Origin of the sequence: Aquamicrobium soli (assembly GCF_042646345.1) — a bacterium.
Classification (GTDB): Bacteria; Pseudomonadota; Alphaproteobacteria; order Rhizobiales; family Rhizobiaceae; genus Mesorhizobium; species Mesorhizobium soli_A.
The window spans coordinates 113,418-127,276 of sequence record NZ_JBHRTK010000010.1 but is presented as its reverse complement, the minus strand read 5'-3'; the positions used below and the strand labels follow the sequence as shown (position 1 = coordinate 127,276).

Here is a 13,859-nt window from a genome sequence, read left to right as displayed (position 1 = left end):
CCAAGAAGCTGGAGTATTCCACCAACCAGGACCTCGTCGATTTCTATGATCGCGAGATCAAGCGCATGACGGACGAGCTCGAGTTCCTCGGGCTGGTTACGGTCGCGACGCTGAAGGACGCGAACGGCAATCCGATCCTCGACGCCAACGGCAATGAGCAGACCCAGCTCTTCCCGGTCAAGAAGGACGTCCTGACCATCCATATCGACCCGATCCTGGCATCGGCCGGCTATATCGACATCCGGTCGGACCTGTTGCAGGGCAGCGGCACGCTCGACGCACCCGGAAACGTCACCGTCAAGATCACCAACAATACGACGGCGTTCCTCGATATCGGCGGCATCTACATCCCCGAGAACAATGGCGGCGTCTATTTCAACGGCTTCCAGAACGAGATCTCGAAGACCGACAGCGTCGGCCCCAATGACGACGCGCGCGCCGCGCTGAACAGTGCCATCGACAGCCAGAACAAGGCCAACGCCGACGCCGACACCTCCGACGGCGATCGCAGCCCCGGGGACCGTCTGGTGCCGGGCGCCGTCAATCTGAACATCACCCGCACCTTCGGCGTGGCGCCCGTCAACACCGTGCTGATCCAGAACACGTTGTTCGTGGACACGGACAAGAATCCGTGGCCCGGCATCACCATCTCCGGCGACATCGACGCCATCACGGCGGCGGTCAGGATCGACAACAGCGTCGGCTCCGGCGACATCACCATCACCGGCAACATCCATAGCGCTTCGCTGGCCGTCGTCACCCACGGCATGGTCATCATCGACCTTCCGCCCGGCAGCGTTCTCAACACCGGCGGCGATCCCTATACCGCCTGGAAGCAGATCACCAATCCGGACGGCATGGGCAAGGCTACCGACGCGGATCGCGATGCCGAGCTCGCTAAGCTGCCGACCCCGGGTCAAGGCATCTATGCCAGCCTCATCTCGATCAATGCCGAGTATGTGAACCTCAACGGCCTGATCCAGAGCGGCTCCAGCGATTACGTGCTGAACATCAGCCAGGATACGGCCAAGGAGATCGAGGAGATCAAGGCGAAGATCGCCAACGGCACGATCCAGGAACGCAAGGTCCTGCTGCAAACCGTCGCCTATAACGAGTTCAGGGCGTACTGGGATGCCGACCTCGGCAAGATCGTCGTCCAGGAATTCAGGACGCCGGCCGGGTCCATCACCATCACCGGCAAGCTGATGAATACCGGCAGGGGACAGATCAAGGCGCTGGGCGCCTACGTCAACGTTACCGCCAACAACGACACCAACTACGACCTGCTCATCAAGCGCATCGACGTGACCGAGCGCGGCCTCGGCACGATCATCCTTAACGACAAGTCGACGCATACCGACGGCGGCTATACGCAGACCTGGTACCAGACGCAGATCGACGGCACGGTCGACGTGCGCGTCGTCGAGTTCTCGCCGGTGGTGGGCGCCAAGGGCGCCGACGGCCTGCCCGATCCGACCAGGAAGATGGTCGAGACCGGACCGGCCACGACCAGTACCTATGACGGCCAGCATAACGGCACCTGGGATTACGTTACGGTGTTCAACCCCCAGCAGGGCTGGCGGTACGGCTGGTCGGTCGCGACCAAGACGCTGGAAAGCGTCACCACGACCTATGGCACCTCGGCTTGGCTCGGCATCGACGCCCTCGCCCGGGATCCGGACAACGTCGTCGACACGACATACAAGCTGCTCGAAAAGCCGACCCTGGTTCCCGGCAGCGACTATTTCTACCGCGCGACGGACGTTTCCGCTCCCTATACGTGGTCGTCGTCGACGGTGACGCTCAGCGAGACCGAGCCGAAGCTGATCGACAAGTGGCAGACCAGCACCTGGTATGGCACGACGACCTACTACCAGAAGTTCATGGTCGAACGCCGGACGCAGACGACCGCGACCAACTCGATCAAGGCCGACCTGCCGGTCCAGATCAGCTTCATCGGCTATGAGGAAGCGACGGTTAAGGTCAATTCGACCGGCGCTGGCAAGGTCATCATCGACAACGGCATCTATAACGATACCGGCCTTACCCAGATCGTCTCCAACACGACGATCGAGGCGCGCAACGACAATTCCGTGGTGCAGGGCGTGCGCGTCACGCTCGACGGAAACCTCGGCATCGGCAGCGGCATCCGGCCGCTGCAGATCGACCTCGTCGACCTCTATCCCAAGGGGTACAAGGGCGGGTCCGGCCAGCCGACGGCCTATGCCTACCTGACCGGCCATTCGGCCAATGGCGACATCTATATCAAGGAACGCCTGGGCGACATGTCGATCAACAGCGTCATTGCCGACAAGGGCAATGTGACGCTAACCAGCCAGGCTGGCATCGTCGTCGCGGATTCGGCCGCGAACACCTATCTTCCGGGCCTCGTGAAGGGCGGCAAGATCACGCTGATCGCCGATACCTATGCCAACGGGCAGGGCGCGCTGCCGGCCGGCGCACAGGGCGGCGTCGGCAACTCGGCGCTGCGTCCGCTGCAGATCGATTCCGGCGACAGCGAGGACGACAAGGTCAATATCAGCGCCCAGGGCAACATCTTCGTGTCCGAAATCGCGGGCGACCTGCATCTCGAGCGGGCGACCACGATAGGAAACGTCTGGATCGAGGTCCGGAACGGTTCGCTGCTCGATTCCGACTATGTCTCGGTCAAGGACAAGCGCACCTATGACGAACTGAAGGGGGGCGTCTGGACCGACCTGCAACTGACCGGCGATACCGGCGCGCAGGACAAGATCAACGCGACGCTGCTCGGCTACGAGTTGATGCAGCGCGACGGCTACGACACCTACTGGCGCCTCAAGGCAAGCGTCGATCCCGTTACGGGCAAGGTGGTGCTCAGCGCCGCCGGGAAGCAGTACTATCTGGACACGCTGCCCGAGGACGAGGCCCTGGCTGCCATCGCGACCCGCGAAGCCGACCTTACCGCCAAGCTCACCGAGCTTACCGCCACCTATGCGGGCTACGGCTCGATCTACCGGTCCGATTTCGAGGCGGCCTACAAGCAGTATTGGGCCTATCGCCATACCCAGGCGAATTCGACCAGCTACAATCCGAGCACGGCAACCGGCTTGTCCGAGGAAGAACTCGCCGACTACGCCGATCTCCATCAGATGTTCGGCCGCCTCGGCGAGACCGTGCAGGATACGTCGCTGTTCATGAGCGCCGAGATCAAGGCCGATTACGACCGCTATTGGAACTACCGGAACGGTCAGGCCGACGCGAAGAAGTTCGATCCGGATTACCTCGTCGAGATCACCGGCCAGGACTTGGTCGACCTGACGGCCGAACTCACGGTCAAGGGCCAGGCGAGCGGCTTCTCCGGCGCCGCGCTCGACGCCTATGTTGAAAATGGCATCCAGGTCGAACGCGGCATCCGCACGGCCGACTACCACAAGCTCAACGAGCAGTTCGGCACGCTGAACGAGACGCAGAAGGATGCCGCCAGGACCTTCGGTTACAAGCTCCTGTTCGCGGTGGGTGAGAAGGCGACCGAGCTGACCGGGACGATCAAGGTCTGGACCGAGAACGAATTGCTCAACGCCTTCGGCTCGGGCCTGACCAAGTCGGTGACCGACACCGAGGTGGTGATCGAAAACGCCAACATCATCGGCAACAAGATCGAAATCCATGCCGGCCAGAATATCGGCAGCATCGAAGGCGAGATGCAGATCGATCTCGGCGACGGCAGCCAGCAGGTCCAGTTAACCGACGACCAGCGTGTGGCGCTCGCCGCTGCGGAGCGCAAGGACATCATCTATGTCAGCGGCTATGAATCCGCGCCGAACGTGGTGTCGAGCGCCTATATCGATTCCGCCGTGGTCAATTTCGCGGTGGTGGGCAACGGCACGCAGGGCACCATCACCAGCACGACCGGCGCGTGGCCGGCAGGCATGTTCAAGGCCGGCGACCTCCTTTATGTTGCCGGCAACACGCAGAACACCACCGAGGACAACGCCTATTTCGTCATCACGTCGGTGGCGGGCGATGTCATCACCGTCAACCTGACGTCCGACAGGTCGATGGCCACCGAATTCGGCCGCACCGTCACCCTGGCGGCGGTGGTCGACGACCCGATGAGCGAGACCGCGCGGATCACGCGCATCATCATCAACCGTCGTGACGATCTCGACCTGACCGCGCGGGACACGGTGTCGGCTACGGCCGGCGGCGCCGTCTATCTCGGCTCCGAAACCGACGTGAAGCTCGGCAACGTGGTTGCCGGCAACGGCAACCCGAATGGCGGCACCATCCGCATTAAGACGAGCGGGAGCGTGATCAATGCCGCGACGAGCGGCGTCAATCTGGACGGTTCCGACATCCTGCTGGAAGCCGGCAGGGGCCATATCGGCGAGGCCGGCAACGCCGTGACCGTGACCATGCGCGGCGGGGGCGGCCTGATCGCGAGGGCGCAGGACGATGTCCGCATAACCGCCCCGACAAGCGATCTGCGGGTGGAATCAGTCTATTCGAGGAGCGGCAGCGCTTTCCTGACGGCGTCCCAGAAGTCGATTCTCGACGCCCTGCCGGGATCGTCGGCGACCAAGGTGCAGGCGCAGCATATCTGGCTGAAAGCGGCCGGCAGCATAGGCATGAGCGGCAACGCGCTGGAGATCGACGTTACCGGTGACGTGTCGAGCGACCCGACCATCGACGCCACCAACCGGGGCACCGTCATCGCCACGGCCGACGGGTCGATCTTCCTGACCGAAACGCATGGCGACATGAATGTGCGCGGCATCCATTCGATCAACGAGGATGTCACGCTGGTTTCGGTCGAGGGCTCGATCATCGACGCCGAAATGCCGGACCCCAACTACAATGTCGAGATTCCGGACGACAACACGACCCCCGCCTATGTGAGGCGCGCGCTGGTGCTGCCCAAGGCCGATGTCATCGGCCGCAACATCAGCCTGACCGCCCATATCGGCATCGGCACCGTCGGCAACGAACTCGACATCGACAGTTCCAGTCCCGCGCCGGGCACCGTTACCGCCCATACCGAACTCGGCAGCATCTACCTGATCGAGACGGCGGGCGACCTCATCCTCAACGAGATCGGCTCGGGAACCGCGAGCGTTGCCGCTTTCGCCGATTCCGTCGCCTTCATCACTGCGGTCAACGGCAATATCCTGAACGGCCGCAACGACGGCCTCGCCAACATCGTTTCGAGCAAGACCTACCTGTTCGCGTCCAGGAGCATCGGCACCTCATCCAAGCGGGTGACGACAGCCGTTTCCAACCTGGAATCCTGGTCCTATGTCGGCGATACCTGGATCGGGAACCTGGGCGCGCTCGAAGTCGGCGGCGTGCGGGAACAGATCTCCGGCGTCAACGCCGGCGGCGGCGCCTACATCATGGCATCGAGCCCGATCGTCATTACCGAAAGCAGCATCGCGCAACAGACGGAGCTGGAGTTCTGGGCCGAGGACGATAACGAGGCTTCAGGCCTTGGTGATGACGACCTGCCCGACAACATCACCGTCGCGGCCGGGGTGACGCTCGAGGCGTCGGAAGGCGAAGTGCGCCTTCTGGCGGGCGACGATATCTATTTGGACGCCACCGCGACCATCATCTCGCCCACCCGGATCGTGATCATCGGCGATTACCAGCCGCAGGGCGTGGCCGATCCGGATCCCGGCATCGGCACCAACATCGAACTCTACGGGACGTTGCAGGCGCCGCAGATCGAGATTTCCGGCGGCCTGGACAACGATACCATCCTGCTCGACCTGAAGGCGCTGCGCGGCAACACCTTCGTCTATGGCGGGGAAGGCAGCGATCTCGTCACCGTCAACGAACTGCCGTCGATGACCACCTATCTCGGGCAGGACGTGGCGCCGGGCGCGAACGGCCTGCCTGCCTTCGCCCGTGACGGGACGGGGCGCATCATCCGCGACGAACTGACCATCGACGGGCAGGGCGGCACCGACCGGGTGGTCGTCAACATTGCGGGTGCCAGCGACTACGTCATGAACATCCATGACAGCGGCGCGGGCGACGACGGCGTCGACACGCTGACCATCGAGGGCATGGAAGAGGCCGATACCTTCCTGTTTCGCAAGAACTTCATCGCCCATCTGGTGCCCGACGGGAACGGCGGCTACGTGCCGGCGGTCGAGCGCATCAACTACGATGCGAGCAGCAACGGCCGTGTCTATGTCGAGGGCAACGCGGGCGACGATCGCTTCTACTTTGACGACAACGCGGCGATCCTCACCGTCGACGGCGGCGAGGGCAACGACTTCTTCCAGGTCGGCCAGATATTCGGCAGCTCGCGCGACCAGAAGGTCGACGCCGACGGCAAGCTCGACCCCCTTAACGGCTTCTATGCCATCCTGTCGGAAGAAGACCGTTTCGAGACGGTCGAGACCACGCTCGGCTACCTGTCCAGGGGCATCACGGTTCCGGCCGTGCTCTATGGCGGCAGCGGCGAGGACATGTTCGTCGTCTATTCGAACCATGCCGATCTCAGGCTCGAGGGCGAGGACGGCAATGACGAATTCGTCATTCGCGCCTTCGCGCTGGCCGATGGCGTCAACGTCAAGGTCAACGGCGGCAATGGCGACGATGTCATCCAGTACAACATCAACGCGCCGGTCGACATCGACGGCGGCGCCGGCTTCGACCGGGTCGTGGTGCTGGGCACCGAGCTTGCCGACACCTTCGTCATCACCAAGGACGGCGTCTACGGCGCCGGGCTGACGATCAGGATCAGCAACGCGGAAGCACTCGACGTCGATGGCCTCGAAGGCGACGATACCTTCTACGTGCTTTCCACTGCCGACAACCTCGTCACCACGCTGATCGGCGGCCTCGGCAGCGATACCTTCAACATCGCGGGCGATGTGGTGATGCCCGTCATCTCCGACGACGCAGCCGGCGACAGCGGCACCATAACCCACACCGTCAGCAGTGCCGATCCGCGCTACAACGGCCTGTTCACGCCGGGCATCGACCTGACCACCAAGGGCAGCACGGCGGTCGCGGTCGACATAGACGACGGCCTCCTGGTCCGGGAAGACGATCCGACCTCGGTGGACAGCTATATGCTGACCCTGCCGACGGCGCCGGTGCTCGGCACGGTCGCCTATGTCACGGTTTCGGCTGCGCAGGCCTCGGCCCAGCAGCGGGCCAAGGGCGGCCAGACCATCCTCGTCTCGCTCGATGGCGTCAATTTCTCGGAAGCGGTCACCGTCGCGTTCGACGGTACCAACTGGGCCGCCGGCCAGCGCATCTATGTCAAGGCGATCTCCGACGATGCGGAGGAAGGCAAGACGGTCGTCGCGATCAGCCATTCGATCATCAATGTCGATGCCAACGGCGTCGCCCAGTCGCTGGACAACTTCCAGATCCCGAACGTGCTCGTCACCGTCATCGACGACGACAAGCCCGATGCCGTCATTACCGAAAGCGGCGGCTCGACCAGCGTGTTCGAGGGCGGTGCCGCCGACAGCTACACGGTGGCGCTGAGCAAGCCGCCGGCAGCCGGCGAGACGGTGACCGTGACGCTGTCCTCCGGCAGCGACCAGGTCGACCTGTCGCGCACCACGATCAAGTTCGGCCTGGTGGCGGACGCCGCGAACAATGTGTTTGCCTGGAACGACGCCCAGACCGTGCTCGTCTCGTCGCCGGCCGACGCGACGCCGGAAAACCGGCAGGTGGTCACCATCAGCAACAAGGTCACGTCCGACAAGGCGGACGGGGTTTATGCCGATGTCGACACCCAGAAGGTCAGTGTCGAGGTGATCGACACGAATACGGCTTCGGTGCAGATCATCGAGACCGACGGCCACACCAGCGTATCGCAGGCCGGCGAAACCGACAGCTACCAGATGGTGCTGACCACGCAGCCTACTGCGCCGGTCGTCGTTCGCATCACCATTTCCGGCCAGGCCAAGGTCGATCTGGCGGCATCGCCGCGCGTGCAGCAGGATGCTGCCGGTTACTTCGTGACCTTCGACGACACCAACTGGGACCAGGCGGTGACGGTCAACCTCGTCTTCGACGAGACCGGCACGACGCCGCCGGACGGCGTTCGCGTGTTCTCGCAGCAGCCGCATGACCTGACCCGCATCGGCGGCCCGCTGTTCGTCGACGGCGGCGTCGGAACGGAAGACCGCTCGCTGACGCCCTCGGTGGCGCTGCCGGACGAATTCAACCCGGAAGTAATCCGCCAGATCGAGGTCGATGACGGCACCGATGTCGACCAGCTCATCGTCTTCAGCGACACCGCGCAGGCGCCGCTCTCCGGCGTGCTGACCGATACGCATATTTCCGGGCTCGGCATGCCTGCGGACCCGCTGTCGGTCGATTACAACGACGGTAAGCCGCCGGTCGATATCGCGCGCGGCATCACCTACAACAATATGCAGATCGTCGAGGTCCTGCTCGGCGCGGCCGACGACATCTTCACCATCGAAAGCACTGCCGAGCAGACGCTGACGGTCGTGCATGGCGGCGGCGGCAGCGACACGCTGATCGTCCAGGACAGCACCGGGCCGGTCGTCCTGTTCGGCGACACCTCGGCCAACGGCCTGCGCTACAGTTCCGTTCCCGGGACGCCGAACGGCACGGCCTACAAGTTCCTCAACCCCGGCAACGACACCATTGACGCCTCGGGCGCCCATGGCATCGTCGTGATCGACGGCGGCGCGGGCAACGATACGCTGACGGGCGGCCACGGCACCAACTTCATCGCCGGCGGCGCCGGCGACGACATCATCCATGGCGGCGTCGACGGCAAGAACTGGATCATCGGCGACTCGTCCTTCGACGTCGATTATCGCGACCGCACCGTCATCATCGACGACGACGGCATCAATGCCGACGGCGAAACGGAAGTGGCGGGCAGCGACCTCATCTTCGGCGGCGACCTCGGCGACGTCATCATCGGCGACCATGGCATCATCACGCAGCAGGCGACCGTGGACGGCTCCACGCTCGTGCTGGTGGCGGGCACACTCGACATGATGATCGACCGCGCGGTCGTGAAGGTCGAGACGTCTAACCCGTCGGTCGGCGGCGGCGACGTGATCGATGCCGGCAAGGGGCCGAACATCGTGTTCGGCGGCTTCGGCTCCGACATTCTCAAGAGCACCGGCGGCCAGGACCTGATCGTCGGCGACAACGGCAGCGCCGAGTTCGTGAACGGCCTGCCGACGATCGTGCAGACGACCAATCCGGAGTTTGGCGGCGAGGACCAGATCACCAGTGCCGGCGGCCGCAACATCCTGGTCGGCGGCTCGGCCGGCGACACCATCCAGGTGATCGGCGGCAGCGCCAACGACATCGGCGATGTCGTGCTGGGTGACAACGGCATCATCCTGTTCGATGATGCAGGCAACGTCACCAGCATCGAAAGCACCGATCCGGGCTACTATGGCGACGACGTGATCGAGACGGGCGCCGGCGACAACATCGTCATCGCCGGCTCCGGCAACGACCAGGTCACCTCGCAGGGAGGCGACGACGTCATCCTCGGCGATAACGGCAAGGCGACGTTCGAGAACAATATCCTCGTGCGCATCGAAAGCACCTTCGCCGACTTCGCGCCGATGGTCGACGGCGTGCCCGTGATGATCCGGTACAACGATACGATCAGGGCCGGGTCGGGCCGCAACGTCGTGTTCGGCGGCAATGGCGATGACGAGATCACCGCCGGCGACGGCGACAGCGTCATCCTCGGCGACAACGGCCTGGCGATCTTCGATAGCCTTGGCCGGCGCGTCTCGGTCGAAACGACGGATGTCGCCCATGGCGGCAACGACACGATCACGATCGATACCGGCAATCATGTGCTGATGGGCGGTTCCTTCGACGACACGATCACCGCCGGCGGCGGCAACGACGTCATCCTCGGCGACAACGGCATCGCGCTCTATGTCGACGGCAAGATGGCCTCCGTGCGCAGCGGCTGGACCGAACATGACGGCGTCGACGCCATCAAGGCCGGCGACGGCGGCCATGTCGTGTTCGGCGGCGGCGAAGGCGACCTGATCGAGATCGGCACCGGCAACAGCGTGGTGTTCGGCGACAGCGGCTATGCCGAGTTCGACGACACCCTGCCGACGCTCGCCTACTCGATCGATACCGACAAGGGCGGCATCGATACGATTACCACCGGCGACGGCGACCAGATCGCCGCGGGCGGTGCCTTCGGCGACTTCATCACCACCGGCAATGGCGCCGATATCGTCTTCGGCGACAATGCGCGGTTCGAATTTGCCATCGTGGACGTGGATGGTCAGCGTATCGCCGACCTTCAGCGCGGCTATGTCATCAGCCCGCTCGACGGCGGCAACGATCGCATCCAGTCGGGTGGGGGCAACGACATCGTCGCCGGCGGTACCGGCGACGACGAGATCCATGGCGGCGCGGGCGACGATCGCCTGTTCGGCGACCATGCCCTGTTCGACCTGACCTTGCCCGAAAACCAGCGGGTCATCTCGATCTACACGACTGACGCGGACGGTGGCGGCAAAGACACCATCTACGGTGATGATGGCAACGACATCATCGTCGGCCAGCAGGGCGACGATGATCTCTATGGCGGCGCCGGCGACGACGACATTCTCGGCGGCCACAATGTGATCGGCGGCGCCGACGGCGACGACTATGTCGAAGGCGGCGCCGGCGAAGACGTCATCCTCGGCGACAACGGCCTGATCGCCCGCAAGGTGATCGGCGGCACCTCGTGGAAGGATACCGTCTGGCAGCTTGACCCGCCCGTTCCGGGCAAGGCGCCTTCGCTGCTGCGCGACGTGATCCGCTTCGACCTGATCGACGGCGTCGGCGGCGACGACGAAATCCACGGCGGTGCCGACGACGACCGCATCTTCGGCCAGCGCGGCGACGATCGCTTGTATGGCGACGACGGCATCGACGAGATCGTCGGCGGCCTCGGCTCCGACTATATCGACGGCGGTGCAGATAACGATTACCTGCTCGGCGACGAAGGCCAGATTCTGCGGGCCTACAATCCCGACGGCTCGGCGATGCTCAACAGCGACGGCAGCTGGCATCGCGACGTCGTGCTGGAGGAGGTGGCGACGCTGGTCAGCATCGTCTCCATCAGCTCCAGCAAGACCGTCTCGCGCGCCGATCTCGCCTCCAGCCTGCTCGATCCGGACATGCTGCTGGTCGGCGGAGTGGTCGATGCCAATGGCGTCAAGGTGACTCTGGCCGGTGGCACGTGGGACACGCAAGCGCTCGGCATCAACCTCGAGGTCGCCTATGACGACACCATCGACGGCGGCGACGGCAACGACGTGATCTTCGGCCAGCGCGGCAACGACACGTTGCGCGGCGGCGCCGGCGACGACACGATCTTCGGCGACCGTGCCTCCAACGGCAGCGGCTTCCAGACCGACCTGCCCAAGATCGTCAACGCCTATCGCATCATCGGCGCGGACGCTGCCCTCGGCCTCGAGCTTCCGGCCGAAGGCGAACTGGTGGTACCGGGCGTGAACCTGCTTCCGCAGGAACTGACCAACGCCCTGCCGCAGATCGAGCTCTTGCCGGGAGCCGCCGGCTTCCTCGGCGAGTTCTCGGCCAGGAACGGCATCGCCCGCTCCGACGGCAACCGCATCGAGATATTCGCCTCGGTGCTGGCGGACGTGACGCGGGTAGGCGATCTCGCCTATGGCAGCGACACGATCGACGGCGGCGCCGGCAACGACACCCTCTTCGGTGACGACGGCAGGATCACGACCATCACCGAGACCGGCCTTGCCGTCATCGACAAGGAGATCGCCGGCCTGTCGGTATCGTTGAACGGGCTGCTGCAGGACCTGGCGTCGCTCGGCTTTGCCAGGAACGCGCTCGATGCCGACCCCAATGCGGGCATCATCGACGTGACGATCGGTGGCGATATCGTCACCGGCGGCGATGGCGACGACACCATCTTCGGCGATACCGGGACGATCGTCGTGCCCGCGACCTCGCTGACGCTGGTCGGGCCCAACCTCACGGCGGCGGCGCTCGGCCTGCATGGCTGGCTGATGGACTTCCAGACGGTCGTGGCCGACCTGTCCTACACCGCGCATGCGGCTGGCGAGCAGGTCATCGCCGATTTCGGGGTCAAGACCAACACGCCGTCCACGGCCTTCGTTGCCGGCAAGACGGAACTGCGGCCGGCCACGCACCGGCTCAACATCGGCAACGACATCATCCACGGCGGCCTCGGCAACGACCTCATCGTCGGCGACCATGGCGTCATGGTGCTGCCAGTGGTGAGCGCGGCCAATGCCGGCACGCTGGCCGGTGTCGCGACCACGGAACTGAGCGCCGTCAACAAGGCGCTGGCGGCGCAGGACAAGACGCTGACCGCGGCGCTCAAGGCCCACATCACCCGCGACCATGCCATCGACGCCAATGCCAACAAGATCGGCAACTGGCTGTTCGGCAACGGCCTGGGCTATGCGCTCAATGTCGGCAACGACCAGATCTTCGGCGACGAGGGCGACGACGTCCTGATCGGCGATGTCGGGTTGATCGAGCAGCCGATGCTGACGATCGGCAGCACCAAGGCGACCGCGAAGAAGATCGCCGACGGCCTGCAGAACGCCTTCTTCAAGACCATCGACCGCCTCTATCTCGGCAACATCAGTGCCGCGAAGGCGAGTGCGGAGGCCTGGGGCGTACAGGCGACCCTGGGCAAGAAGACCGCCGACTGGTCGAAGAACGGCTCGACCAGTTCCTGGCTGCTCAATGCCAAGGACAAGCGGCAGGCGCAGCGGCCGGACGCTGACTACATCGTCCTCAACAACGACCTCCTGGAGGGTGGCGAGGGCAACGACCTGATGTTCGGCGACATGGCTGCCGTCCTGCCGGTGGTTACCGCCACGACGACCGACGGCATGATCCAGAGCATGCGGGTCCTGCCGGTCGGCGAGACGGGCGCCACCGTGACCGCCACGCTTCGCTACGTCTACGGTTTCGGCGCCTTCGGGGCCCTGCACGGCGTGGTGACGAAGGACGTGAATACGCCGTCGCTGTTCAGGATCGACGCCGACCGGTTGATCGGCGGCGACGGCGACGACGTGCTCTACGGCCTGCTCGGCGACGACTATCTGTCGGGCGGCGACGGCAATGACCAGCTCTCCGGCGGCAATGGCTTCGACACCGTCAACGGCGGCATCGGCACGAATATCTATGCCTTCGATCGCAAGCGCGACACGGTCGAGCCCGGCGGCGGCAAGGACGTGGTTCGCCAGACCCTCGATGCCGGTTCCGCCAGCCTTGTGCTGGGCCGGGACTGGATCAGCCCGCTGATGGCGCAGCTGGGTGCCGACGCCAGGGCGGCGGAAGCCTCGCTGGTGCCGACCGGGTTGAATGCGATCAGGGTCGGAAAGGCCGCCAAGCTGCCCAAGGGCGTCAGCGCGACGCCGAAGGTCATCAACGCGGTGGCTGAGGCACCGCATTGCCGGCCGACCGCCGACCTGGAATACGTCGCAGGGTTCGATGCGACGACGCTGCCGAGCGAGGACGAGGCCGCGCCCAACAACAGGATGCTGGCGGCGGGGTTGTTCATGACGTTCGCGGCGCAGGCACCGCTGAAGGCCGAGGCCGATGATCTTGCCTCGGCCGCGCCGGAGGCCGACAGCGTCGCCAGCCCCTCCGAACTGATATCGGGCATTCGCAGCGGCGATATCGTGATCGAAGGGATGACGGCGATTCCGCTGGCCCTGGCCGGCGCAATGAGCGGGCTCGGCAACGTGGCGATCAGGGTTTCGGAGGAAGCCGAGCCGGACCTCGATCTCGATGTCCTGTTCTTCGACACCGATACCGGTTCGTTCGTGCCCCAGGTGGACGCCGACGACGACATCGCGTTTCACTGA

General features: G+C 64.6%; 1 protein-coding gene (only partly in view). It reads left to right on the top strand.

The window, feature by feature from the left end; all coding sequences use genetic code 11:
- Positions 1–13,859, top strand: the 3' portion of a protein-coding gene (locus tag ACFOHJ_RS08435) for an LEPR-XLL domain-containing protein (RefSeq protein WP_378220047.1). The gene continues 16,570 nt to the left of window position 1, outside the view; 13,859 of the gene's 30,429 nt are visible here — the last part of the coding sequence; its start codon lies off the left edge, out of view; it ends in the stop codon at positions 13,857–13,859.